The organism is Nocardia seriolae NBRC 15557 (assembly GCF_007990715.1).
Taxonomy (GTDB): Bacteria; Actinomycetota; Actinomycetes; order Mycobacteriales; family Mycobacteriaceae; genus Nocardia; species Nocardia seriolae.
In genome coordinates this window covers 1-23,607 of the sequence record NZ_BJWY01000060.1, presented here as the reverse complement: position 1 = coordinate 23,607, position 23,607 = coordinate 1, and the positions used below count along the sequence as shown (strand labels likewise).

At 69.0% G+C, this 23,607-nt stretch carries 24 protein-coding genes and 2 pseudogenes; 16 read left to right on the top strand and 10 right to left on the bottom strand.

The window, feature by feature from the left end; translation table 11 throughout:
• Positions 1-8 precede the first annotated feature (8 nt).
• Entirely contained in the window at positions 9-1,067 is a 1,059-nt protein-coding gene (locus tag NS2_RS19035) for an NAD-dependent epimerase/dehydratase family protein (RefSeq protein ID WP_033088818.1), read from the bottom strand.
• 231 nt (positions 1,068-1,298) lie between these two features.
• Between NS2_RS19035 and NS2_RS19030 the strand changes: the two genes are divergently transcribed.
• The 3 genes from NS2_RS19030 to NS2_RS19020 are packed head-to-tail and all read left to right on the top strand — an operon-like array spanning position 1,299 to position 3,435.
• Entirely contained in the window at positions 1,299-2,033 is a 735-nt protein-coding gene (locus NS2_RS19030; RefSeq protein ID WP_033088837.1) for an ABC transporter ATP-binding protein, read from the top strand.
• On the top strand, positions 2,030-2,827 hold the full coding sequence (locus NS2_RS19025; protein WP_370737302.1) for an ABC transporter permease: 798 nt from the start codon (positions 2,030-2,032) through the stop codon (positions 2,825-2,827). Before NS2_RS19030 ends, NS2_RS19025 begins: the two co-directional genes overlap by 4 nt.
• Positions 2,824-3,435 carry a TetR/AcrR family transcriptional regulator gene (locus tag NS2_RS19020; protein WP_033088819.1) on the top strand — a complete coding sequence of 204 codons (612 nt, stop codon included), beginning with the start codon at positions 2,824-2,826 and terminating at the stop codon, positions 3,433-3,435. Before NS2_RS19025 ends, NS2_RS19020 begins: the two co-directional genes overlap by 4 nt.
• Here NS2_RS19020 and NS2_RS19015 read toward each other — a convergent pair.
• From NS2_RS19015 to NS2_RS18995, 5 genes are all read right to left on the bottom strand, one after another.
• Positions 3,407-3,760 (bottom strand): hypothetical protein, encoded by a 354-nt coding sequence (locus tag NS2_RS19015; protein WP_033088820.1) that lies wholly within the window; start codon positions 3,758-3,760, stop codon positions 3,407-3,409. The two genes, NS2_RS19020 and NS2_RS19015, sit on opposite strands and share 29 nt — an antisense overlap.
• A gap of 66 nt (positions 3,761-3,826) precedes the next feature.
• Positions 3,827-4,165, bottom strand: a complete 339-nt coding sequence (locus NS2_RS19010; RefSeq protein WP_143161364.1) for a hypothetical protein — start codon at positions 4,163-4,165, stop codon at positions 3,827-3,829.
• 168 nt (positions 4,166-4,333) lie between these two features.
• Complete coding sequence (locus NS2_RS19005) at positions 4,334-4,555, bottom strand: Trm112 family protein (protein WP_033088822.1); 222 nt, start codon at positions 4,553-4,555, stop codon at positions 4,334-4,336.
• Positions 4,556-4,565: 10 nt separating this feature from the next.
• A complete protein-coding gene (locus NS2_RS19000) occupies positions 4,566-5,069 on the bottom strand; it encodes a GtrA family protein (protein WP_045438200.1) in 504 nt (167 codons plus the stop codon).
• Entirely contained in the window at positions 5,066-7,297 is a 2,232-nt protein-coding gene (locus NS2_RS18995) for a hypothetical protein (protein WP_173850118.1), read from the bottom strand. The genes NS2_RS19000 and NS2_RS18995 overlap by 4 nt, the downstream gene beginning before the upstream one ends.
• Positions 7,298-7,720: 423 nt before the next feature.
• Here NS2_RS18995 and NS2_RS18990 point away from each other — a divergent pair, with 423 nt between their 5' ends.
• On the top strand, positions 7,721-8,752 hold the full coding sequence (locus tag NS2_RS18990; RefSeq protein WP_045438205.1) for a glycosyltransferase: 1,032 nt from the start codon (positions 7,721-7,723) through the stop codon (positions 8,750-8,752).
• Positions 8,742-9,881 (top strand): dTDP-4-amino-4,6-dideoxygalactose transaminase, encoded by a 1,140-nt coding sequence (gene rffA / locus NS2_RS18985; protein ID WP_033088823.1) that lies wholly within the window; start codon positions 8,742-8,744, stop codon positions 9,879-9,881. The genes NS2_RS18990 and rffA overlap by 11 nt, the downstream gene beginning before the upstream one ends.
• 50 nt (positions 9,882-9,931) lie before the next feature.
• On the opposite strand, the pseudogene NS2_RS18980 reads toward rffA, so the two are convergent.
• Positions 9,932-10,696 (bottom strand): annotated as a pseudogene (locus tag NS2_RS18980) (aquaporin).
• A gap of 314 nt (positions 10,697-11,010) precedes the next feature.
• Here NS2_RS18980 and NS2_RS18975 point away from each other — a divergent pair.
• Positions 11,011-11,613 (top strand): DUF4126 domain-containing protein, encoded by a 603-nt coding sequence (locus tag NS2_RS18975; protein WP_033088824.1) that lies wholly within the window; start codon positions 11,011-11,013, stop codon positions 11,611-11,613.
• A gap of 110 nt (positions 11,614-11,723) precedes the next feature.
• Complete coding sequence (locus NS2_RS18970; RefSeq protein ID WP_143837503.1) at positions 11,724-11,972, top strand: hypothetical protein; 249 nt, start codon at positions 11,724-11,726, stop codon at positions 11,970-11,972.
• A gap of 51 nt (positions 11,973-12,023) precedes the next feature.
• Here NS2_RS18970 and NS2_RS36135 read toward each other — a convergent pair whose 3' ends face one another.
• Positions 12,024-12,191, bottom strand: a complete 168-nt coding sequence (locus NS2_RS36135; RefSeq protein WP_162836615.1) for a hypothetical protein — start codon at positions 12,189-12,191, stop codon at positions 12,024-12,026.
• Positions 12,192-12,209: 18 nt separating this feature from the next.
• Between NS2_RS36135 and NS2_RS18965 the strand changes: the two genes are divergently transcribed.
• Positions 12,210-12,863 (top strand): hypothetical protein, encoded by a 654-nt coding sequence (locus tag NS2_RS18965; RefSeq protein ID WP_197707915.1) that lies wholly within the window; start codon positions 12,210-12,212, stop codon positions 12,861-12,863.
• Positions 12,864-13,052: 189 nt separating this feature from the next.
• Here NS2_RS18965 and NS2_RS18960 read toward each other — a convergent pair whose 3' ends face one another.
• The gene (locus tag NS2_RS18960; RefSeq protein ID WP_147207234.1) at positions 13,053-14,225 is read right to left on the bottom strand and encodes an alanine--tRNA ligase-related protein; all 1,173 of its coding nucleotides are present in this window, start codon (positions 14,223-14,225) and stop codon (positions 13,053-13,055) included.
• Positions 14,226-14,497: 272 nt separating this feature from the next.
• Between NS2_RS18960 and NS2_RS18955 the strand changes: the two genes are divergently transcribed.
• Positions 14,498-15,112, top strand: a complete 615-nt coding sequence (locus NS2_RS18955; protein WP_033088843.1) for a class I SAM-dependent methyltransferase — start codon at positions 14,498-14,500, stop codon at positions 15,110-15,112.
• Positions 15,113-15,129: 17 nt separating this feature from the next.
• On the opposite strand, the gene NS2_RS18950 is transcribed toward NS2_RS18955, so the two are convergent.
• On the bottom strand, positions 15,130-18,075 hold the full coding sequence (locus tag NS2_RS18950) for an AMP-binding protein (RefSeq protein ID WP_033088827.1): 2,946 nt from the start codon (positions 18,073-18,075) through the stop codon (positions 15,130-15,132).
• Positions 18,076-18,435: 360 nt separating this feature from the next.
• On the opposite strand from NS2_RS18950, the gene NS2_RS18945 reads away from it, so the two are divergent.
• From NS2_RS18945 to NS2_RS18920, 7 genes and pseudogenes are all read left to right on the top strand, one after another.
• Positions 18,436-19,842, top strand: coding sequence for a family 2B encapsulin nanocompartment shell protein (locus tag NS2_RS18945; RefSeq protein WP_033088828.1), 1,407 nt, complete (start codon positions 18,436-18,438; stop codon positions 19,840-19,842).
• 15 nt (positions 19,843-19,857) lie between these two features.
• Positions 19,858-20,130: a hypothetical protein gene (locus tag NS2_RS18940; protein ID WP_062614345.1), complete on the top strand. Its 273-nt coding sequence runs from the start codon at positions 19,858-19,860 to the stop codon at positions 20,128-20,130.
• 53 nt (positions 20,131-20,183) lie between these two features.
• Positions 20,184-21,038, top strand: a pseudogene (locus tag NS2_RS38245) (hypothetical protein); the annotation flags it as partial.
• A 79-nt stretch (positions 21,039-21,117) separates the two neighbouring features.
• Positions 21,118-21,504: a terpene synthase family protein gene (locus NS2_RS37630; protein ID WP_230464849.1), complete on the top strand. Its 387-nt coding sequence runs from the start codon at positions 21,118-21,120 to the stop codon at positions 21,502-21,504.
• Between the two features lie 83 nt (positions 21,505-21,587).
• The gene (locus NS2_RS18930) at positions 21,588-22,460 is read left to right on the top strand and encodes a geranyl diphosphate 2-C-methyltransferase (protein ID WP_147207233.1); all 873 of its coding nucleotides are present in this window, start codon (positions 21,588-21,590) and stop codon (positions 22,458-22,460) included.
• Entirely contained in the window at positions 22,457-23,047 is a 591-nt protein-coding gene (gene idi / locus NS2_RS18925) for an isopentenyl-diphosphate Delta-isomerase (RefSeq protein ID WP_228102743.1), read from the top strand. Before NS2_RS18930 ends, idi begins: the two co-directional genes overlap by 4 nt.
• A gap of 63 nt (positions 23,048-23,110) precedes the next feature.
• A complete protein-coding gene (locus tag NS2_RS18920; RefSeq protein WP_033088830.1) occupies positions 23,111-23,578 on the top strand; it encodes a DUF8821 family protein in 468 nt (155 codons plus the stop codon).
• Positions 23,579-23,607 lie beyond the last annotated feature (29 nt).

The window sequence follows — 23,607 nt, the reverse complement described above, 5'->3', positions numbered from 1 at the left end:
CGGCGAATTCACCGCCAGGTGGGAGCTCCGGCACCGGCGGCGGCACGCAGCGGGGCGGTGGCGAATTCGGTGAGTCCGTTGCCGGGTGTGGTCTCGGCGATGAAACCCAGTGTGCGGCGGGCGCGTTCGGGGCTGGCCACGATGTGGCGGACATCGCCGGAGCGATAGTCGCCGGTGACCACCGGTTGCTTCCCGCCGCACGCCTTGGCCAGGATCGAGGCCACCTCGCCGATGGCGATGGGGTTGCCCGAGGCGATATTGAGGGGCGTGAACGCGCCGAGGGGATGTTCGAGCGCGGCCACATTGGCGGCGGCGATATCGCGGACATGGATGAAATCGCGGGCCTGGGTGCCGTCCTCGAACACGCGCGGGGCCTCGCCCGCCTCGAGGGTCGAACGGAAGATGGCCGCCACTCCGGAATACGGTGTGTCCCTGGGCATATCGGGTCCGTAGACATTGTGGTAGCGCAGCGCGGTGACGGTGCCGCCGGTGGCCGCGGCCCAGGCCAGCGCGTAATGCTCCTGCGCCGCTTTGGATGCCGCGTACAGGCTGCGCGGCCGCAGCGGCGCGTCCTCGTCGATGGGGGCCCACGTCAAGGGGCGGCCGTCGGGACCGCGGTGGTCGAAGCGGCCGTTGTCGAGATCGGTGCGGGTGCGCGGGGCCGGATCCACGGGCACCCCGGCGGAATCCACGTACCGCCCTTCGCCGTAGACCACCATCGACGAGGCCAGTACCAGGTGCCGGCAGTGCGCCCGCTCCATGGCCGCGAGCAGGACCGCGGTGCCCAGGTCATTGTGGCTGGCGTAGGCGGGCGCGTCCTGGGCGCTGACGCCCGCGCCGACCACGGCCGCCTGATGGCACACCACGTCGATGCCGCGCAGCAGTTCGTCGAGCCGCTCCGGGTCGCGCACGTCGGCGCGGGCGATGCCGGGCGGCGGGACAGCGGCCGAGCCGTGGGCGGCGGCGAGCATGAAGTCGACCGCGACGACCTCGTGCCCGGCGGCGCGGGCGGCGCGGTGGATGTGCGAGCCGATGAATCCGGCCGCGCCGGTCAGGAGTACACGCATGAGGCCGATTCTGGGCGGCCGGACCGCGGAATGCGCCCGGACCGGCCGAGCTCGCGTGTTTCGTCACGATTTGGTCAGATCGCGTGAGTCGCCCGGGACACGCGGCCGCCCCGGAACCGGGGTCGGCCCGGACACGCGGCCGCCGACACGCGCCGGGTCTTGCGCCGAGCGTCCCGCAGGCTCACAATTCATCACGTAGTGAATTCAACACTCGATGAATTGAGGGTGACCGTGACGGCGCCAGCGACAACAACCGATGCCATCGCCATCGAGCACCTCGAGGTACGCCGCGGCGGACACCAGGTTCTGCAGGACATCACGCTGACCGTGCCCCGCGGCAGCATCACCGGGCTACTGGGCCCCTCGGGCTGCGGGAAGACGACGCTCATGCGCAGCATCGTCGGCACCCAGATCATCGAATCCGGGACGGTCAGCGTGCTCGGCGAGGCGGCCGGGTCGCGCGGGCTGCGGCGGCGGGTCGGGTACGTGACCCAGGATCCGAGCATCTACAACGATCTGACCGTGGCCGACAATGTCGCGTATTTCGGTGCGCTGTACGGGGCTTCGCACGATGCCGTCGAAACCGCGCTGGCCGCGGTGGGTCTCACCAGTCATATGGAGCATCGCGGCAGCGAGCTGTCCGGCGGGCAGCGCACCCGGGTCTCGCTGGCCTGCGCGCTGGTGGCCGATCCGGAGCTGCTGGTGCTGGACGAGCCGACGGTCGGCCTCGACCCGGTCCTGCGGGCCGATCTCTGGGAGCAGTTCCAGGCGCTCGCGAAACAGGGCCGCACCCTGCTGGTTTCGAGCCACGTCATGGACGAGGCCGAACACTGCGAACAGCTGCTGCTCATGCGCGAGGGCCGGTTGCTCGCCCAGCTCTCCCCCGCCGAACTACGTTCCGACACCGGCGAATCCAGTCTGGAGAACGCCTTCCTCAAGCTCATCCGGATGGGAGAAGAGCTGTGACCGCGACCTTTTCGACACGGCAGCGCCCGGCGGGCCCGCGTCCGCTGGGCTGCTACACCGCCACCACCGTGCGCATTCTCAAGCAGTTGCGCGCCGACCGGCGCACCGTCGCCATGATCGTCCTGGTGCCCGCGCTGCTCATGACGCTGCTGTACTTCGTGTACAAGAACTATCCGACCATGCCGCACGCGCCGCGGCTGTTCGACCGGATCGGCATCACCATGCTCGGCATCCTGCCGTTCGTGGTCATGTTCCTCATCACCGCCATCGCCATGCAGCGCGAACGGGTTTCGGGCACCCTCGAACGGCTCATGACCACCCCGCTGTCCAAGCTGGACCTGCTGGCCGGGTACGGCACCGCCTTCTCGGTCGCCGCCGCGGTGCAGGCGGGGGTCGCGTGCCTGGTGGCGTTCTGGCTGCTGGGCCTGAATTCGGCGGGCAGCCCGGGGCTGGTCGTACTGATAGCGGTGGTCGACGCGATACTGGGTGTCGCCCTGGGCCTGCTGGCGAGTGCGTTCGCCCGCACCGAGTTCCAGGCCGTGCAGTTCATGCCGGTGCTCGTGCTGCCGCAATTCTTCCTGTGCGGCCTGCTGGTTCCGCGCGGGCAGCTGCCCGGCTGGCTGGAGGCGATCAGCAATGTGATGCCGCTGAGCTACGCCGTCGACGCCCTGCAGCAGGTCTCCACCCACACCGGTGTCACCGGCCAGATGTGGCGCGACATCCTGATCGTGGCCGTATTCGCCGCCGTCGCACTGGGTCTGGGCGCGGCCACGCTACGCCGGCGCACCGCGTGAGAGGTGGCAACGGCACCCGCAGCGGACGACGTCCGGGCAATTCCGGCACCCGGGAGGCGATCCTCGACGCCGCCCGGGTGCGGTTCGCCGAAGTCGGCTTCGACAAGGCCTCCATCCGCTCCATCGCCACCGCCGCGGGCGTGGATCCGGCCCTGGTGCACCACTATTTCGGCACCAAACACGAATTGTTCGGCGCCGCACTGCGATTGCCGCTCGACCCGCGGGAGATCCTGGACCGCTTCATCGACGTGCCGGTGACGGAACTGGGCGAGCACATCATCCGCACGGTGCTGCCCATCTGGGACTCCCCCATCGGCATGCCCGCGGTGGCATCCTTCCGCAGCCTGCTGGCCAGCGAGGACCCGGCCCTGGCCCGCACCTTCCTGCTCGACGTCGTCCTCAAAGAGATTCGCCCCCTGGTCGATTCGCCCCCGGGCACCGGCGCCAAACGCGCCGCCCTGGCGGCCTCCCAACTCACGGGCCTGCTGGTGACCCGCAAAATCCTGCGCCTGGAACCGATCGCCACCATGTCCGTCGAGGAACTGGCCGCCACCGTCGGCCCCACCATCCAGCGCTACTTCACCGGCGATCTGCCACTGGAGGATTGACCACCGCCACAACCGGATCCGTCACGGTCGCGGCTACTGCCCCGGCGTCGGCGGCGGCGTCCACTCCTGTCGCACGGTCTCGCCCTGCGCCTGGTGCGGCGACGAATCCGGCGCGGGCTGCGGCGAACCCGGCCAGGACCGTCACCAGCAGGGCGAGGACGGTGGCCGCGAACAGCAGCCAAGCGCCGAGGCCGAAGGTGCCGAATCCGACATCGCCGGGCAAGGTCTGATCCAGGGTGTCCGTCGAGAGGAGCAGACCGGCCGCGAAGAGCGCGGTGGCGCTGACCGCCCCCGCGATCCGGCCGCGTCCGGTGAACGACAGCACCGCGGTGATCAGTGCCGCGACCGCTCCGAGGACGAGGGGTACGCCCAGGAGCTGGGTCTTGTCGTTTCACGCGCGCCACAGCGTCATGTACCCGACCTGATGAAAGAACGTGGCGGCCACCATCAAACCCGCCAGCGAGATCAGCAGCAGGCCCACTCCGATGTCAAGCCCGGCCGCGCGGCGCGACAGCGGGCGTCCGTAGCCGTCCACCGGCGGGGCCGTGCGGGTTGCGTTGCCGCCGAACAGGACACCGGCCAGCGCCGCCGCGGCCGTGATCGCCGCCAGGACGAAGACCCAGAATCCCGCGCCCAGGGTCGTGGTGACCGTGTCGTCGTCGGTCAGCAGCGTCGAGCCGACGTCGATCACCACGGCCACCATCCCGAACCCGCCGCCCCTGCCCGGCACCAGCGGGAACCGGTGTCGGTCCGGCGGGAAACGCGAAGGGGTTGTGCGAGAAGTCGTCTGGGCCGTGCGGATGCTGATTTGGGCCGGGTCCCCCGAAATTGCTCACCCGGGGAGCCTAGTGCAGTTCCGGGTGGGCGGCCGGGTGCTCGGATCCCGGGGCGAGGTGCGTCAGCCCTGGGTGAGGAAGAAGGTGTGTTCGTCGTCGGAGACGTCGCGGGCCTCGTCGACGAGCAGCACCGGGATGCCGTTGTCGACGGGGTAGGCGCGGTGCAGGCGGGGGTTGTAGAGGACGGTGTCGCCGGTGGCGGTGTGCGCGAGTTGCAGCGGGCCCTTGTCCTGGGGGCAGGCGAGCAGGCTCAGCAGGGTGGCGTCCAGGGTTTCCTCCGACATGTCCGACAACCTACCGGGCCGCGTCCGCGGGCGGGGAATCGGTGGTGCGGCGGAAGCTGATGTGGCGGTGGCCGAAGAAGGTGGTCACCGCGACCAGGCCCATGACGATGACCGCGGCGGGTTTGGCGGGGGCATGCAGCAGGGACACGGCAAGTTGCAGCAGGACCATGTTCAGCACCATGCCGACCGCGTTGACGCCGACGAAGGCGATGAAGTCGCGCACCATGTGCCCGCGCACCCGGAAGACCAGGGTGCGGTGCAGCACGAAGGCGATCACCATGCCGACCGCGTAGGCCAGCGCCACCGACAGCGCGGCGGCCACGTCCTTGGACACCGCACTGCCCAGGACGGTGAGCCAGAAGATGGTCAGCGCCATCCCCATCAGCGTGTTGAAGCCGCCGACCAGCGCGAAGGCGACCTCCTGCCGCCGCACCAGCCGTAGGAGCGGCCCCGCGGGCGCGTTCTCGGGAGACACGGGCGGGACCTCGGTGAGCGGGCGGTGCGCGTCGGTCACTTCGCCGAACCCACCAGTCCGCGATCGGGATCGTCGATCCGCTCGACGGCGGGAGCCCCCTGCTCGCGTCGCCGCGAGCGCAGGTAGAGCCACTCGAGCACCCCGATGCCCACGAGTCCGGCTCCGGCGCTGCCGATTCCGATCTTCCAGCCCGGCGGACGCCAGCTCAGCTCCAGCTCGGCGTTCTCGGTCCCGGCCGGAATGTCCACCGCCACGAACACTTTCGACACGGTGCGGAAGGGGATGGTCTTGCCGTCGAGGGTGACGCGGTAGCCGGGCCAGGCCAGGCGCGCGAAGGTGAGGCGGCCGCCGGTCTCGGAGGAGACGCGCACGCGGCTGGTGCTGTCGGTCTCCCCGAGGGAGGTGGCGGTGACATCGTGGGCGTCGCTGATGCGCCCGTTGACGGTCGAGATCGGCCCGCCGTCACGCTCGAGGACCGAGATGTACTTCTCGTGCCCGGGCACGTCCACGCTGGGTACATTCACGAAGTGCCAACCCTCCGGGGCGGGTTGGTTCTCCGCGTCGGGGAACATGGCCTTCTGCAACACGACCCGGTCGATGAGCATCAGGTCGGCCAGTGTGCGCCCGGTGGTCGGTTCGGGGGCGAACAGTCGCCGGTAGGAGTCGGGACAGACGCTGGAATCCCATGCCATGCACAGCATTTGCATGAAGTAGAAGTAGCCGTTGGGCGTGTACCCGTTGACGTAGCCGTCCTGCTCCAGGTGCTTGGCGTAATTGCCCCACACCAGCGACCCGTACGCGCCCTGCAGGCTCTTGTCGGCAGGTTGCAGCAGTCCGCGATCGGCGAGCTGAAGGGTGGTGCCGCCCTGGAACTTCGGGAACACGGCCATGGCCTCGTCGCGGTCGGCGGGCAGGTTCCACGACATCGGGGTGGGCTGCACCCACCACACCTGGAACCAGGCGATGGGCACCATGGCCGCGATCACCAGCGCCGTGGCGGCGGAGACGCCGCGGGTGCGGCCCAGCCATACCACGCCCAGCCCGAGCGCGATCACCACCGCCGCGGAACCCAGATGCCAGGCGACGTCGTGCGGGTCGGCGGAGAAGGTCCGCACCCACAGTGCGAGCACCAGCACCAGGGCGGCGATGATCCGCTTGTTGCGATCGCGCAGGGTGGCGAAGCGGCCCAGCAGCACGCACACCAGCACCAGCAGTCCCAGCGCCAGCATCGGCAGCACCCGGGCGGGCCAGCGCAGCGGGCCGACGGTGCCGGGACCGGCCGTCCACATCAGCGCCATCAGCGCGAACAGCGCGATGGCGACGAGCTGCTTCCAGTGTTTCTGCGCCGCTTTCCAATCCACGAACGCCAGCGCCGGAATCAGGAACCAGGCGATGTAGGTCATGGGCAGGGGCTGGACGTAGCCCCACCACGAGGTGAAGGCGGGCAGGGTGGTGGGAAGACTGGGGTTCAGCGATTCCGACCACGGCACCGTCAGGAACTGATCGTTGTTGATCTGCGAGTTGCCGCGCGCGGTCACCTGCGCCGACAGCATCGAGGGCAGGAACGTGAGCAGACCGGCGAGGCCCGCGCACACCGCCGCGGCCATCAGGCGCAGCAGCGGCGCGAGAGCCGCGCGCGGCCGCGTCCGCAGGGCGCCGCCCTGGCACACCAGATACCCGACGGCGACCGCGAGCAGCATGAGCACGGCCTCGACCGACGGGAACACGTACTGCACCGAGATCGCCAGATACAGGTAGACGAAGACCGGGATCGGCCCGCCCTGCCCGCGCAGGTAGCGCTCCGAGGACGCCCACGCGTGGATCATCCAGGCGGTGCCGGCCATGGCGGTGAACCAGCTGGCCTCGTCGAAGAACAGGAAGAATCCGGTGAACGGCATGGCCACCCCGGCCACCGCGGCCCACTGCGGGCGTGCGCCGTAGACCAGGCAGACCCGGTACACGCCGAGCCCGGTGATGATCGCGTAGATCAGCTTGACGATGGTGGCGTACACCGCGATGTTCGGCACCGACGGCGCGATCAGATCGATCAGCAGCTGCGGCGGATTGAACAGTCCCGCTTCCTCATTGGTGTAGTTGCCGGTCATCCACTGCTCGGGAATCAGCAGCGGGAAATGGCCGTCGCGGAAGGCGCGGCCGAAGAACACCCACAGTCCGGTGTACTGGGATTCGGTGTCGTCGGTGAAGAAGTGGCGGGGATTGGCGAGGATGACCGCCAGGTAGCCCAGCGTGACCCCGAGCGCGGTAATGCCGCCCCAGCGGTATACCTCGCGCCGGGTGGTGTTTTCCGGACGATCCACCTCGCGTCGGGTCGCGCGCGACGGCGTTTGCGCCGCGTTCGCGTCCGGCCCGGATTCGGCGGCCCCGACCACCTTGGAAACTGAGCTCTCCACCACGAGTTCCAGACCCTACAGGGCGCGGCTGTCGATGGCACTTACGCCGGTCCGTCGCATCGGGTGGCGATAGGGAATGATGGTTCGGGTGTCAACACTTCACACCGAATGCCGCACCGAGCAGCGTGTTAGAGTTCAGCGCGGCTCCGGCTCAGTTTCATGGCGTGGAGTTCCGGCGCACACCGTCATCGAAAGTACATTCAGCTGATGCCGATTCCGTCCGCACGCACCCACGCGAGCGACCCGAACGTGACCTCCGGCAGCGAGCGCCCGGCGCGGGTGCACGCCGTCTCCGTCGTGGTGCCCGTGTATCGGGGCGAGGAGACGATCGCCGCGCTGGTCAGCGAGCTGGACAAGCTCGGTGAGCCGGTCACCACCCCACGCGGGGCGACCTTCCGGGTCGAGGAGATCGTGCTGGTGCACGACCACGGACCCGACCGTTCGGACGTGGTGTTGCAGGAACTCGCCGCGACCTACCCGCAGGTGCGGGTGGTGTGGCTGAGCCGTAACTACGGTCAGGACGCCGCGACCATCGCGGGCATGGCCGCCGCCCAGGGCGACTGGACGGTCACCATGGACGAGGACGGCCAGCACGATCCGGCCTTCATCGCCGACTTCCTGGACGCCGCCCTGAGCACGCGCGCCGATCTGGTCTACTCCAAGCCGGTCAACACCCGCCCGCACGGCTTCCTGCGCAACATCACCTCGCGGGGCGCGAAGCTGGTGCTGGCGACCCTGTTCGCCTTCCCCGACTCCACCCGGTTCGAGAGCTACCGGCTCATCCGCGGCGATATCGCGCGGCAGCTGGCGCGGGTCGCTTCCAACGGCGTGTACCTGGATGTGGCGCTCACCTGGGTGGTGGGCGAGGTGGCGCAGGTGCCGGTGCAATTGCGCGCCGAGGGCCGCGAGGAGTCCGGCTACAACTATCGCCGGTTGTTCTCGCTGTTCTGGAAGATGGTGCTGTGCAGCGGAACTCGCGGCCTGCGGCTGGTGAGCATGCTCGGGCTGACGCTGGCGCTGGGCGGGCTGGGCATGGCCGGATGGGTCGTGTACCACGCGCTCACCGACAACGACGGCGATCCCGCGGGCTGGGCCTCGCTCATGACGGTGCTGCTGTTGTGCTCGGGCGCGGTGCTGTTCTCGCTGGGGCTGATCGCCGAATACCTCGGTGTCGCGCTGCATGTGCTGGTCGGCAAGCCGCTGTATCTGACGGTGGAGACGCCGACGCCGCGGCCCGGGCAGCCGCTCAGCATTGATGACGATTCTCGATTCGAACCGGCAGGCAAGGGGTTTCACGCGCGTGAGCAGTGACCGCATCATCTTCAGCCGCCCCTTCCGCGCCTCGCGTGAGCTGCCGAATGTGGAGGCGGTGCTGTCCTCGGACCACAGCCACGGTGACGGTCCCTTCACCGCCAGTGCCACCGCGAAGCTGCGCGACATCACCGCCGCGCCGTACGCGCTGCTGACCACCTCGTGCACGCACGCGCTCGAAATGGCCGGGCTGCTGCTGGAACTCGGGCCCGACGACGAGGTCATCGTGCCGAGCTTCGCGTTCACCTCCAGCGCCACGGCCATGGCGCTGCGCGGCGCGACGGTCGTGTTCGCCGATATCGACACCGAGACCGGCAATCTGGATCCCGAATCGGTGGCGCGGGTGATCACCCCGCGCACCAAGGCCGTCATGGTCATCCACTACGGCGGCGTGGCCGCCGATATGGAAGGGCTGCAGCGGCTGGCGGATTCGCACGGGTTCGCCATCATCGAGGACAACGCGCACGGGCTGGGCGGGTTCTACCGGGGTCGCCCGCTGGGCACCATCGGCACCGTGGGCGCGCTGTCGTTCCACGACACCAAGAACGTGCACTGCGGTGAGGGCGGCGCGGTGCTGCTCACCGACGAAATCCTCATGGCGCGTGCGGAGATCATCCGCGAGAAGGGCACCGACCGGGCGCGGTTCCTGCGCGGCGCGGTGGACAAGTACTCCTGGCAGGACATCGGATCTTCCTACCTGCCCAGCGAATTGAACGCGGCGGTGCTGGACGCGCAGCTCGCCGAGTTCGACCACATCCAGGCCAACCGGCACCGGGTGTGGAACACCTACGCCGCGGAACTGCCGGAGTGGGCCGCGCGCAACGATGTCCGGCTCATGTCGGTGCCCGCCGATCGCGAGCACACCGCGCACCTGTACTACCTGCGCGTGCCCACCGAGCACCGGCGCGACGATCTGATCGCGCACCTGTCCGGGCTCGGGATCGTGGCCCCGTTCCACTATGTGCCGCTGGACTCCTCGCCCGCCGGTTTGAAGCTGGGCCGCACGCCGTACCCGTGCGTGCGCAGCGCCGAGTTCTCCTCGACGCTGGTGCGGCTGCCGCTGTGGCCGGGGCTGACCGAGTCGCAGCTGGCCCGTGTCGTCGACGGGGTCACCAGCTTCACCGTTTAGCTTTCCGGGGGCGAAAGTCCGGTCGGCGGCCGGACCTTCGCCATGTGTGATCAGGCTCGGGCGCGCCGCTTCCAGCCGAACAGGCCCGCGTAGGCGAGTGCGCCGATAGCGCCGCCGAGCAGCGGGAACACTATGAAGGCCTACAGCTGGCCCCAGGCGTCCTCCTGGAAGGGGGCCGAGGCGAGACTGCGCGCGGGGTTGATGGAGGCATTGTCGACCGGGATGGCGACCAGGTTCGTCAGGGCCAGGGTGATGCCGATGGCGACGCCCGCCAGCGCGGTGTCGGCCACCTTGTCGGTGACGGCCAGCACCACCAGGACCAGCAGCGCGGTCAGCACGACCTCGACCACGATGGCCGAGCCGAGTCCGTAGCCCTCCTTGCCCGGCTCGTGCGGCCCGTACTCGCCCCAGCCGTTGGCGGCCAGGCCGTCGAGATCGCGGTGGTAGTCCGGCAGTCCGTTGGCTACCGCGAAGACCAGCAGGCCGCCGAGCAGCGCGCCGACCGCCTGGGCGGCCACATACATCGCGGCCGTCACCGCCTGGATCCGGCCCAGGAGCAGATGTCCCAGTGTCACAGCGGGATTGATGTGACATCCCGAGATCCGGCCCAGCGTGTAGGCCAGGCACAACAGGATGAATCCGAAGGCCAGGGAGACGCCCAGCGCCCCCACCCGGCTCCCGGCCAGGACCGCGGTACCGACCCCGCCGAACACCAGCAGGAAGGTACCCACCCCCTCGGCCGCCACCTTCCGAATCAGCGAAACTTCGCCCCGATCAACATCTTCCGCAACCACTCCGCCAGCAGCACGAGCCATGACCACCCACCCCTTCGAGGTAAGCAGCATCGAAATACGATGTTGTATAAGGTTTTCCGACCACCGACGCCATCGTCACCCCGGACGCTACGCCGATCCCATACCCATCACAACGCCCCGACACCGCATCCGGTTCAACGGATCCCGGCCCCAATTCGCCGCCGTCCACCCGTGACCGGGACACCGTGGCGCGACCGTTCGAAACGCATGCGCGCCCGGCCGGGTCCGCCGGACCGGCCCTCATTCGTGGCACCCCGGCCACCTCGCCGCGGCGGCTGCGCCCTTTTGTCGGACCGAGCAGTCACACTCTCTCCATGGAGATCACATCGGCGGTCGCTGCGGTGCTGGGCGCGTTCGGCCTGTCGGGCGCGGCCGGGCTCAATGCCTGGCTGCCGCTGCTGGTGGTGGGCGTCGCGGATCGCGCCGGGTGGATCGACCTGGGCAGCTCCTACGGGTGGCTCTCCTCGACCCCCGCGCTCCTCGTCATCGCCGCGCTGTTCCTCGTCGACCTCGTCGGGGACAAGATTCCGGTGGTGGATTCGGTCCTGCACGGCATCGGCACTCTGGTGGCACCGGCCTCCGGCGCGATCCTCTTCGCCGCCGAGTCCAGCCTGTCCGCCCACCTGCCGCCCGCCGTCACCGCCATCCTGGGCGCCGCCACCGCGGGCAGCGTCCACATCGGCCGATCGGTGGCCAGACCGGTTATCACGGGAACGACCGCGGGCGTGGGCAATCCGGTGATCTCGACCGCCGAGGACGGCACCTCTCTCCTCCTGACCATCCTCGCCCTGGCGGTCCCGATCGTGGCCTTCCTCGCGATCCTGCTCGTCCTGGCCGGACTGGGCTGGCTCAGCTTCCGGGCGGTTCGCCGACTACGTGAACGAAAAAGGTTGCGCCGCAGCCCCGGCACAGCGTGAACCGGCCCGCCGGCGGTGAGTCGCGACCGCCGGTCACCGTTGACGCATGGACCCTCGCGGGGAGCCTTTCGGCTCTGCCGGGCATCGGGCTCGCGCAGCAGGTTGTAGCCGTGATCATGACTCTTGCGGGCGTGGAGCCGATTCGGGCGAGCGAGCCCGGCATGTTCGACCGGACGGTGGCGCGGCTGTGCGCGGAATTCGGCGGCGCCGTATCCCGGTGGCAGGTGGAATCGGTGCTGCGCGGGTGCCTGTCCGACCTGGCCGGCAGTCCCGCGGGCGCGATGGCCGAACTCGGCGAGCGGCTGACCCGGCAGCGACTGCTGGACAGCGCCGACGCGCTGTCGTTGCGCATCGCATGAGCGGCGGCCGGGATCGAAGCCGGTGCGGGCGACGCGGTTTCGCGGTCCGATTCAGCTCTGCGCGGTGGGCTCGGGCCGGTCGTCGAGGCGGGCATGCAGACGATCCCGGATCTGGTCCGGGGTGTAGGCGCGACGTTTGCGTTCGGAGCGCACGATCACCACTCCGGTCGCCGCGACTCCCGCGGCCCCTGCCAAGCCGAGCACCTTCCACCAACGCATGCGCCTAGGCTAGTCGCCGTGCAACGGGAAGCGATCTCGAGTATCGGTTTGGACGACGCGGTGGAGCTCACGAGGACCGGGGACCTGTGGCTGTTCCGCGGCCACACCGGAGCCGATCGGGCGATCCGGGGGCTGACCAACAGCCCGGTCAACCATGTCGGCATGGCGGTGGTCATCGACGATCTACCGGCACTGATCTGGCATGCCGAGCTCGGCCGCGCACTGCCGGATGTCTGGTCCGGCAGCCACCATCGCGGCGCCCAGCTCCACGACCTGCGGGCAGCGGTCCTGCGCTGGTCCAACGAATACGATCAGCAGGCGTGGATCCGCCAGCTGGACCGGCCCGTCACCCGCGAGATGGAGGACGCCGCCCTGCGCACGATCGCACGCCTGGACGGCATGCCCTTCCCATCGACCAGCGCCCTGGCGGGCCGCTGGATGCGCGGCCGCATCCCACTGCCGAAACGCTCGAAAACCCCGGAACCCGAAGCGGGCCTGGAAAACGCCTACTGCGCCGAAATCGTCGCCATGACCTACCAGGCCATGGGCCTGCTCCCCGCCAAACGCCCGAACTGGTACGACCCGGGCCGATTCTGGAGCGGCGACAACCTCCGCCTCGCCGACGGCTACCACCTCGGCGGCGAAATCACGGTAAAGGTCCCCACACCCTGACACCCACACGCCGGAGGCCACACCGAACAGACCCCGCCGGAGCGGCGCCGAAGCGCGCCACAGCCAGCTCGCCCGCGTTGGTTCACCGCCTGTCAAACCCCGCCCTCGACATCGAATGGAACTGTCGCTGAGCGGGTTTCCGCGCCGGAGGCACCGCGCATATATGCGGGCGGCGTGGTGAGGGCGTCGTCATCGCCCTGGTTCCGAGCAGAGGTACACCACGAGGTCGCGGGGTAGACCGTGGGTGGCGTGGAGGAACCGGTAGTCGTCCTCGGTCAGAGAGTGGGTGAAACGGTGGTGGGACAGGATCTTTCGGCCGCGTTGGAGCAGTTGGTCGAATTTGTGTTGCTCGTCGAGTAAGACGGTGCGGATGTCGTGCGGGTCACTCGTTTGGTGGAAGTGGTCGAGGGTGTGGTCGATGAGTTCGGTGGGGAGGTCGGACAGGGTGCGGGTGGGGTCGTCGCGCCACAGGGTGGTGAGGGTGCGGCGGAGGAGTCGGCGCAGGACGTAGCCGCGGCCGTTCGGGGAGGGGGTGATGCCGTCGCCGACAACCACGATGCTGGAACGGAGGTGGTCGGTCAGCAGGCGCAGGGACGGTTCGTCGAGGGGGTTCCAGAGCCCGGGCAGGGTGGTGCGCCAGGGTTGGAGGATGTCGATCTCGTGGACGGAGGGGCGGCTCTGGAGGACCCGCAGCAGGCGTTCAAGTCCCAGGCCGGTGTCGATATTGGGGCGGGGCAGTGGGTCGAGGCTGCCGTCGGGGTGGCGGAAGTAGCGCATCATGACGTGGTTCCAGACTTCCACCCAGCGGTTGTCGGTTGTGGGTGTGCCGCTGGGGGTTTCGGATCCGGTCCAGACGAAGATCTCCGAGTCGGGGCCGCAGAGGCCGGTGGACCACCAGTTCTCGTCGGTGGTCGGTTCGACCGGTAATCCCAACTCGCCCCAGGTTTCCCACGACTCGCGGTCGGGGCCGACCTGCTCGTCGCCGCCGAACACGGTGACGTACATGTGTCCCGGGTCGCTGCCGAAGCCGTCGCGCAGGAGCTCGAAACCCCAACGCAGACTGCGCGATCCGCCGTAGTCGCCGAGGGACCAGGAGCCGAGCATCTCGAACACGGTCAGGTGGGTGTCGTCGCCGACCTCGTCGAGATCGGTGGTGCGCAGGCAGCGTTGCAGGCCGGTCAGCCTGCCGCCCAGCGGATGTGGACGCCCCAGCAGGTACGGGGTCAGCGGATGCATTCCGGAGGTGGTGAACAACACCGGATCCCCGGGCGGGGATACGAGTGACTCCCCCGGCGTGAGTTCGTGCCCGCGCTTGCGGAAGAAGTCGAGAAATATTCGGACGGTCTGATCCGTGGTGAACATGGCGGTTGCTCCATCGAGGTGATTTCGACCGGAAGCGACCGCGCCTGGCCGGCCCCGCGGGAGGGCGGGCACCCGTCGACGGACCGTTTCCGGTCGCCGACAAGGGAATCGAGGTCAGGCGACAGCGACCGGCGAGCTGTGAGCTCGCGCGGCAGCGGTGCGTGAATTGACCTGCATGGCTCCGACGGTAGCAACCGGACCCCCGGAGCACGACCGATTATGTGCGGTGGCAGGGTGGGGTGGAGCAGGGGGCGAGCGAGGAGGAGCAGCGTATGAGCGAGCGTGTCCCCAGCCAGTGGGAGGAAATCACCGCCGGCAACCCCGCCCATTCGACGTGGTACGTGGAGCGATTCCGGACGATGGCGGCAGAGGGGCGCGACATCGTCGGCGAGGCGCGGATGATCGACGCCATGCTCGAGCGGGGCGCGCGGGTGCTGGACGCGGGATGCGGGCCGGGGCGCGTGGGCGGGTATCTGCACGCGGCCGGGCACGTCGTGGTGGGGGTCGACGTGGATCCGGTGTTGATCGCGGCGGCAGAGGAGGACTACCCGGGGCCGACCTGGCTGGTGGGCGATCTCGCCGAGCTGGACCTGCCGAGCCGTGGCGTCGCCGCCGACTTCGACGTCATCGTGTGCGCGGGCAACGTGGTGACGTTCCTCGCGCCGTCCACCCGGGAGACCGTGCTGGCGGGGTTCGCGCGCCACCTCGCACCGACCGGTCGGCTGGTGGTGGGGTTCGGAGCCGATCGTGGTTACGAGTTCCCGGAGTTTCTCGCACATGCCGAAAAAGCCGGACTCTCAGTGGATTTGCGTCTTTCGACCTGGGACCTGCGTCCCTTCACCGATGAGTCCGACTTTCTGGTGGCGGTGTTCTCCCGAGCGGAATAACCGCCCGGGAGCAGTCGTCAGGCGAAGAGGCGGGCGGCCAGTTCCGTCGTGAGCACCTCGTAGGCCTCGGTGGTGCGGTTGTACCACCAGGTGCGGTCGTCGGGTTCGGAGCGGCCCGCCGCCTGGACCGCCCGGGTTGAGGGGCGGAAGGTCGAGCTGCGGGGGATGTCCTCGACGACGTAGACGATGTCGGGGCGCTGGTCGGGGGTGAGGGCACGGACCGCCTCGGTGACGTCCTTCGGGGCCAGGGTGAAGCCCGCGCGGACGCTGACGGCGGCCACCGCGAGGATGCGGTCACCGGCCGGGAGACCGAAGGCGACCTCCATGTCCACGGCCTGGATGTCGTTGAGCACATCCACGATCGGCTGGGTGTAGACCGGGCCGCGGGGTGTCGGGATCACCGTGTCGCGGCGGTCCATGAGCCAGTAGTCGCCGTCGCTGTCGCGGCGGAAGAGGTTCTCCGTCGGCATCCAGGCGTCGCCGGGGGTGAAGACGCCGCGCAAACCACCGGCCGAGAGATCGACGGTGTCGGAGACGGTGCCGATGAGCAGCCCCACCTCGTTGTCGGCGCAGCGGCGCGCGAAACCGGTGTCCTCGACCTGGATTTCATCGGTCAGCGGGTCGTATCCGATGAGCTCGACCTTGGCCGTGCCCGGCACCGGACGCCCCTTGGACCCGACCTTCACGCCGGAGACGTTGGCCAGCACCACGTCTCCCTCGATGGAGGCGTAGAACTCCAGCACCTTGGCGGGCTCGAAACGCTCCTGCGTGCGCCGCCACAGCCCGCGCGGCATACCGGAACCGATGAACAGGCGGATCGGATGCGGGTGCCCGTTGGGGAAGGTGTCGGCGTCGAGGATGTCGCGAAGCATGGTCCAGGTGTAGGTGACCACGGTGACGCCGTAGCGGTGCACCTCCTCGGCGAAGCGCGCCGGATCCAGCGAGCGTGCCAGCGCGATCCGGCTGCCACCGGCCACCGCACCGCCCAGGCTGACCAGCAGCCCGGACGAATGATGCAGCGGCGCAAGGCAGTACACGGTGTCGTGGCGGCCCAGGTCGGCGGCCGAGGCGGTGCCGAAGGCCGACAGCGCCCACCGGTGGTTGGTGACGTACTTGACGTCGAACTTGTCGCCGGTGCCCGTCACCAGGATGAACGCCAGCTCCCGCGCCAGCCCCGGATTCGGCCGGTACCAGGCGGGCAGCGTCACCGCCGCCGGATCGATCTTCTCCATGTCGACCACGTCGGTGCCCTCGGGAACGGCGAGGCCGCGCGCCTCACCACCGCCGAGCACCAGCACCCGATGCCCGGTGGCCGCCGCGCTGGCGAGGTTCTCCGGATCGGTGATCAGCAGCCGGGTCCCGGTCAGCTCCACCACCTTCGACAGTTCACTGTTCGGCGCGAGCAGCACCGCCACCGCGCCCAGACGCGAGAGCGCCGCGATGGCGACCAGCGCCGAGGGCCGGGTCTCCATCACCACGCCGACCCGGGTGGCCGGCCGCACCCCGACCGAGATCAGCCCGCGCACCACATTGTCGATGCGCTGATTGACCGCCTGCGCGGTGTGCACCCGATCGTCGAACAGGAACAGCTCCCGCTGCGGCCCGCGCCGCGCCTGCTCTTCCAGCAAGCGCCCCAGCGAGATCCGGGTGTGCGGCTGGATCATGCCCAGCCGGGTCAGGCGCGGCAGCGCCCGCGCCGCCTCGCCGGTGAGCTCGACGGTGCCGCGCAGCGTCTGCCCGGCCACGCCCTCGATGGTCTTGCCCAGGCTGGTCCCGGCCTCGGCCAGGCTGCCGATGGCGTGCACCGCGCGGGTGAGCCCGGTGCGCGGGCCGTTGCGAACCACCTCGGTGCTCATGCGCTCGACCTGCTCGGGCAGTTCACCGCGACCGCTGAGATGGTTGACCCAGTCGCGCACCACGGGCCAGGTGTGCTTGGTGGCGCTGGAACCCGACACCAGCCCGAAATGCCCGGCCACAATGCTGGTCTCGTACACCTCGGCATTCGGCGCGGCACGCACGATGCCGCGCACCGCGGCCGGCTGGCCGATGTCGTCGACCTCGCCGACGAAGGCCAGGATCGGGCACTTGATCTCCGCCAGCGAGATGAGCTGATCACGGATCACGAACCCGCCCAGCATCATTCGATTGTGCTTGACGAACTGCTGGAGCAGATCGGTGAGCGCGGGCCCCGGGTAGCCGATGAAACCGTCGACCTCCAGGAACCGGCGCTGCCGCTCCTTGGGCAGCAGCGCCTCACGATTGTGCAGCTGACGCAGGAAGTCGATGCGGGCCCGCACGGTCTTGACCGGGTCCAGGGCCTGGAAGCCCAGTCGCACCATGGAATCGGTGATCGGCAACCGGTTCAGCACGTGATCGGTGAGAAAGTCCGCGGCGTCGGAGACCAGCCCGTGCGGCAGGCCGAAGGGCATGCCCGCGACGGCGTCGACCGGGCTGCCGAAGGTGACGATGGACTCCACGCCCTTGCCGTAGCGGTAGGCCGCGGTCTGGTAGGCGAACATGCCGCCCTGGGAGTACCCCATGAGATGCACGGCGCGGCCGGTGATTTCGGTGACGGCGTCGATGGCGCTCGAGACCGCCAGCACGTGGTCGGCCAGATCCCGGTCCCAGCCGCCCTCTTCGGTGGCGGGTGAGCCGAAATCGACCACCCAGCAATCGATTCCGCCCTGGTGCAGAATGCCGACCGCCCCGTCGGCGGCATTCACGTCCCAGATCTCGGCGGTCACCATGATGGGCGGCACCAGCACCACCACCGGACGGTCCGCCCCGGTGTCGTCGGGGAAGTAGTGCCGCAGGCGGTACATCCGCTTGCGCTCGACCACCTCGTACGGCGACGACTCGATCTCGTGAACCAGTCCCCCGAACCGGATCACCTCGAGCCCGTTCTGCGCGGTCGCGACGAGTCGCTCGATCGGACCGACAACGGACCTGCTATTGAATTTCACGGCTTCTCTCCCAGACTTTTCCTGGCCCTGACCAGCGTCACCCGCCCCGACGCGTCCCGATGAGCTTGCCATAGCACCACCCTACTGCGCTGGCGCTGTGACCAGCACCATGCGGGCTAACGGCGGCTAACCAAACCGGCCGTTTCTGTTCTACGCGATACAGCAACATTCCAGGCATCATGTTTTGGCATTTCGATCCGCCACCGGGGCTCGAGACCTACCATCGGTAGCGCTGGAACGCACTGTCGCGCTTGTCAATTCACCCACTTGACTAATTCCCGCAGACCCATTCGGGCCGCCTTTTCGCCGTGGACTCCACCGCCTGTCTCCGCGGTATCCCTTCGAGGTGAGGACCACAGCATGACCATTGAAATGCCACTTCAGACCGAGAACGGCCAGCGCAAGTCCCTCAGTACCGCGGCCGCCCACCAACTGGCCCACACCACCAAATCCGAACCGCAGATGCAGGGCATCAGCTCCCGCTGGCTGACCCGCTCGCTGCCGTGGACCCAGGTGAAGGGCGGTATCTACCGCGTCAACCGCCGTCTGACCCACACCGTCGGCTATGGCGAGGTGGAGTACATCATCAACGGCCCGTCCGCCCGGGTCATCCCGCTCGAACTGCAGGAACTGCCGGAGCTGCGCGGCTTCGAGGACGAGGAGATCCTGGCCACCGTGGCCGGGCGTTTCGAACAGCGGGACCTGCCACCCGGCACCGTGGTCGCCGAATTCGGCAACCCCATGGACCAGGTGCTGCTGATCGTGCACGGCAAGCTCTCCAAGATCGGCACCGGCGAGTACGGCGAGACCACCAAGGTCGGCATGCTCGGCGGCGGCGACTTCTTCGGCGACGAGACCCTCACCGATCCCGACGCCATCTGGCCGGTCACCGTCAAGACGGTCACCCCCACCACCATGCTGGTGCTCTCGCGCGCCACCGTGAACCAGCTCACCGAGAACATTCCGGCGCTGGCCGAACATCTTTCCGCCGTCGCGCACGCCCCGGCGCTGCCGCAGAACAAGTACGGCGAGGCCGAGATCGTCATCTCCTCCGGCCATTCCGGGGAACCGATGCTCGACGGCACCTATGTCGACTACGACTCCCAGCCCCGCGAATACGAACTCAGCCTGGCCCAGTCGGTGCTGCGCGTGCACACCCGCGTCGCCGACCTGTTCAACGACCCGATGGATCAGATCGAGCAGCAGCTGCGCCTGACCATCGAGTCCCTCTACGAGCGCCGCGAATACGACCTGGTCAACAACCCGGACTTCGGCCTGCTCCACAACTGTGATCTCAAGCAGCGCATCTACACCGAGGCCGGCGCGCCCACGCCCGACGATATGGACGAGCTGCTGTCCATGCGCCGCTCCACCAAGCTGTTCCTGGCCCACCCCAAGGCGATCGCCGCGTTCGGCCGCGAATGTTCCAAGCGCGGAATCTATCCCGACCCGGTGGAGGTGGACGGCCACCGCGTGTTCGCCTGGCGCGGGGTGCCGATCTTCCCGTGCGGCAAGATCCCGGTCAGCGACACCCAGACCACCTCGATCCTGGCCATGCGCACCGGCGAGAAGGATCAGGGCGTGATCGGCTTGCACCAGACCGGGATTCCGGACGAGTACGAGCCCAGCCTGAACGTCCGTTTCAAGGGGATCGACGACCAGTCGATCATCTCCTACCTGGTCAGCTGCTACTACTCGGCCGCCGTCCTGGTCCCCGACGCGCTCGGCATTCTCGACAATGTGCTGGTCGCCCGTCAGTCCGACTGAGCGAGGTGTGCCGTCATGTCGGTGCTCTCCCGCGCCGCGGCCCCGCCTGCCACCTCCGAGGTGGCAGCGGCCGTCGCCGCCCTGCTGACCAACCTCGGCACCACCGCCCCGCAAACCCTGCTCGCGGCAACCGAAGCCGTTGCCGCCCCGGAGTCTTCGCTCGGCACGGATGATCCCCGCCTCGGCGTGTCCGACGCCGCCGAGACCCACTCCCCCCGACGGCTGCTCGGCCCCTCCGGCCTCGGGGCCCCGAGCCTCGTGATCAACCTACCCACCCCCCCCAGGTGATCACGGAGCTCGCGGGACAGGCATCGCGCCCGCCATCGCCTGCTGGCGGCGCGATGCCGACGCCCCACCCGCCCACCTCCCCTGTCCCCCAGCCGCTTCGGCAGATCCCCCGCTCACTGGGCGCTGTCCGGCTCCCCGCCCCACCCGCCGAAACCGATGCCGCCGAGCGCGGCGCGGCGACCATCGCCACGGACGTGACCGCCGCACCAGCGGGCATCAGCCCCGCCGACGCGGTGACAATCCTGCCCGACCCGAAGGGCGCCGCCGGTGCCGTCAGTGGTGCGGCACAACCGGTTCCGGCCTCGTCGGCGGGTTCGGTCGGGCCGCGACGGATATCCCACGGTCCCAGCGGGATCGGGACCGCGTCTGTGCGGCGCACCCGGGGCTCCGCGATTCCGGCGCTCTACTGTCCGCCGCCGGTGCGCGACGATCCGCTGCTGGCGGAGGCGGTCAATGCCGGGATCATCGCCTGGGCCGAGGAGATCGGCCTGTACGAAGGACGGCTGGACGATCTGCGCAAGGCCGACTTCGGGCGATTGATCATGCTGGCGCATCCGGACTGCGACGATGCGGATCGGCTGTTGGCGGCGGCCAAGTGCGCGGTGTCGGAGTGGTCGGTGGACGACTACTACTGCGAGGAGGACGCCAGCGACATCGCGCCGGACGGCTCCAAGTCCAGCGCGGAGGCGGAATTGGGGCCGCGACTGGAATTGGCCGCCGCCGCAATGGATCCGGTGCATCTGCCGCTGCGCTACCAGGTCAAGGTGGAGGCGGCCATGCGGGACGATCCGATCCTGCGGGCCTTCCGGACCTCGTTCGAGCACCTGTCGCGTTTCGCCACCCCGACCCAGGTGGCGCGGCTGCGCACCGAGATCGCGGGCTGGTTCATCGCACTCGGCGCGGAGGCGGGCTGGCGGGCGGCGGGGCGGATGCCACCGGTGTGGGAGTACCTGCTCAACCGGCAACCGCACAGTTTCCATGCCGTGCATGGCCCCGCTCGACGCGGTGGGCGGCTACGAACTGCCGGCCGCGGAGTACGCCGATCCGCGGGTGCGGCGGGTGGTCACCACCGCCGCGCTGGCCAGCCAGATGGTCAACGACCTCTACTCGATGGCGCGCGAAGACCTCTCCGGCGGAAGGGAATTCAACCTCCCCACGGTGCTCGCCGCCGAGGAGAACTGCTCGCGTCGCGAGGCCGTGCAGCGCACCGCCGAGGTCCACGACGAACTCGTGCACCGCTTCGAGGCCGAGGCGGGACTGCTCGCGGCCACCGCATCCCCGGAGCTGCGCCGCTTCCTCACCGGCCTGTGGGCCTGGATGGGCGGCAATCGGGCCTGGCACGCGGACAGCCGCCGCTACAAGGAAAGTCCCTGAAACACAGCACTTCCCCGGAAATCCGCAGATTCCGCGCGCAGTACTTCCAGCGTCATATCACCCATTCGAGAGGATGACCTGTCATGACCGCGCTCCACCCCCAGCCGGACGCCGTGCTGAAGACCGAATACCAGAAGTCGGTCGCGTCCTACTGGAACAACAACCCCAATGACGACCGGGTCAACACCAAGCTCGGTGAGGTGGACGGGCTCTACCACCACCACTACGGCGTCGGCGAGCCCGACCTGACGGTGCTGGAGGGCCCCGAGGAGACCCGACAGGAACGCATCGTCAAGGAACTGCACCGGCTCGAGACCGCCCAGGCCGACGGCCTGCTCGATCAGCTCGGCGACGTCCGCCCCGGCGGCTACCTGATGGACGGCGGATCCGGCCGCGGCGGCACCGGTTTCATGGCCAATCAGCGCTTCGGCTGCCAGGTCGACGGTGTCACCATCTCCGAATACCAGGTGGGCTTCGCCAATGAGCAGGCCCGCGAGCGCGGCGTCGCCGACAAGGTGCGCTTCCACTTCAAGAACATGCTCGACACCGGTTTCGAGGCGGGCTCCAAGCGCGGCATCTGGACCAACGAAACCACCATGTACGTCGACCTTTTCGAGCTGTTCGCCGAGTTCTCCCGGCTGCTCGAGCCAGGCGGGCGCTACGTCTGCATCACCGGCTGCTCCAATGACGTCTTCGGCGCCCGCTCGGCCTCGGTGAGCTGGATCGACGCCCACTACGGCTGCAATATCCACCCGCGCAGCCAGTACTTCCAGGCGCTGGCGGCCAACAACCTGGTGCCCATCGCCGTCACCGATCTCACCCCGGCGACCATCCCGTACTGGGAACTGCGCACCCACTCCGAGCTCGCGACCGGTGTCGAGCAGCCGTTCCTGGCCTCCTACCAGGAGGGCAGCTTCCAGTACCTGATGATCACCGCCGATAAGGTGGGAGGGTGACCGGCTCCCTCGAAACCTCCGACCCGACCCCGGCGGACCCCGCCGACGGGACGGCCGTCGACCGTGAGACCCTGCTCGTCGAGCTCGTGGACGAGCGGGGCCACGCGCGGGGATCGCTGTCGGTCGCGGCGGCCCACACCGCCCCCGGCCGCCTGCACCGGGCGTTCTCGGTGCTGCTGTTCGACGCCGACGGACGGGTGCTGCTCCAGCAGCGGGCCGGGGTCAAGACGCGGTTCCCGCTGCTGTGGACCAACACCTGCTGCGGGCATCCCGAGCCGGGCCAAGCCGTCGTGGAGGCGGCCGCCAAGCGGCTGCACGAGGAGCTCGGCATCAGCGCCGAACTCAGCGAGGTCGGCGTCTTCACCTACCAGGCCACCGACCCGAACACCGGGCGCGTCGAATTCGAATACGACCACGTCCTGATCGGCCTGCTGGAAGACACCGCGCCGCAACCGAATCCGGACGAGGTCGCCGATATCGCCTGGATCCGCCCCGACACCCTCGCCGACCACGTGGCCACCACCCCCCAGCGCTACACCCCCTGGCTGGCCGGCGTCCTGACCACCATCGCCGCCGCCCGCCCCTAGCCACCCGAGATCGGGGGCGTTGCGTTGCGCCCGGCGACGTCGCCGGGCGCTTAGGGTCGGGTGATGACCGCCTATGTCGTGGACTTCGTGAATGTGTCGACCGCGGGGCTGGAGTCGTCACCGGTCGCGGACGCGCTCGCGGGTTTGCGGGCGAACGAGGCTCGCTACTTCAAGAACAAATACGACCACGTCTTCACGGTGATCCCTGCGGGCCAGGGCAAGGCGACGCTGGCCTGGATCAACCGCATCCTCGAAGAAGAACGCCGGATCGTCATCGCCTCGCCTGCGCTGGAAACCAGCGAATTCGAGGTCGAGGGGATTCGCATGGCCTACGTCTTCTACGAGAGCGGCCTGTCCATCAATGTCATGTACACCCTCGATGACGCCGGGAAGCGGGCGGTCGGGTTCAAGCTCTCCGACGGGATGGAGATCCCGGAGGAACTCGCGTCGAAGTTCGAGTTCGCGCGGCAGAAGTCGAAACTGGCCGGGACCATTCGCGGTTCCTACTTCACGATCAAGAACGAATACTGAACCCGCTCGCCCGCCCCGCGGCTAGTACT

Bases quoted from the DNA above. Each gene is read 5' to 3' on its own strand.
- NS2_RS19035 (WP_033088818.1), bottom strand. From the start codon at position 1,067: ATGCGTGTACTCCTGACCGGCGCGGCCGGATTCATCGGCTCGCACATC.
- NS2_RS19005 (WP_033088822.1), bottom strand. From the start codon at position 4,555: ATGTCGGAGGAAACCCTGGACGCCACCCTGCTGAGCCTGCTCGCCTGC.
- NS2_RS18975 (WP_033088824.1), top strand. From the start codon at position 11,011: ATGGAGATCACATCGGCGGTCGCTGCGGTGCTGGGCGCGTTCGGCCTG.
- NS2_RS36135 (WP_162836615.1), bottom strand. From the start codon at position 12,191: ATGCGTTGGTGGAAGGTGCTCGGCTTGGCAGGGGCCGCGGGAGTCGCG.
- NS2_RS18960 (WP_147207234.1), bottom strand. From the start codon at position 14,225: ATGTTCACCACGGATCAGACCGTCCGAATATTTCTCGACTTCTTCCGC.
- NS2_RS18955 (WP_033088843.1), top strand. From the start codon at position 14,498: ATGAGCGAGCGTGTCCCCAGCCAGTGGGAGGAAATCACCGCCGGCAAC.
- NS2_RS18945 (WP_033088828.1), top strand. From the start codon at position 18,436: ATGACCATTGAAATGCCACTTCAGACCGAGAACGGCCAGCGCAAGTCC.
- NS2_RS18940 (WP_062614345.1), top strand. From the start codon at position 19,858: ATGTCGGTGCTCTCCCGCGCCGCGGCCCCGCCTGCCACCTCCGAGGTG.
- NS2_RS37630 (WP_230464849.1), top strand. From the start codon at position 21,118: ATGGCCCCGCTCGACGCGGTGGGCGGCTACGAACTGCCGGCCGCGGAG.
- NS2_RS18930 (WP_147207233.1), top strand. From the start codon at position 21,588: ATGACCGCGCTCCACCCCCAGCCGGACGCCGTGCTGAAGACCGAATAC.
- NS2_RS18920 (WP_033088830.1), top strand. From the start codon at position 23,111: ATGACCGCCTATGTCGTGGACTTCGTGAATGTGTCGACCGCGGGGCTG.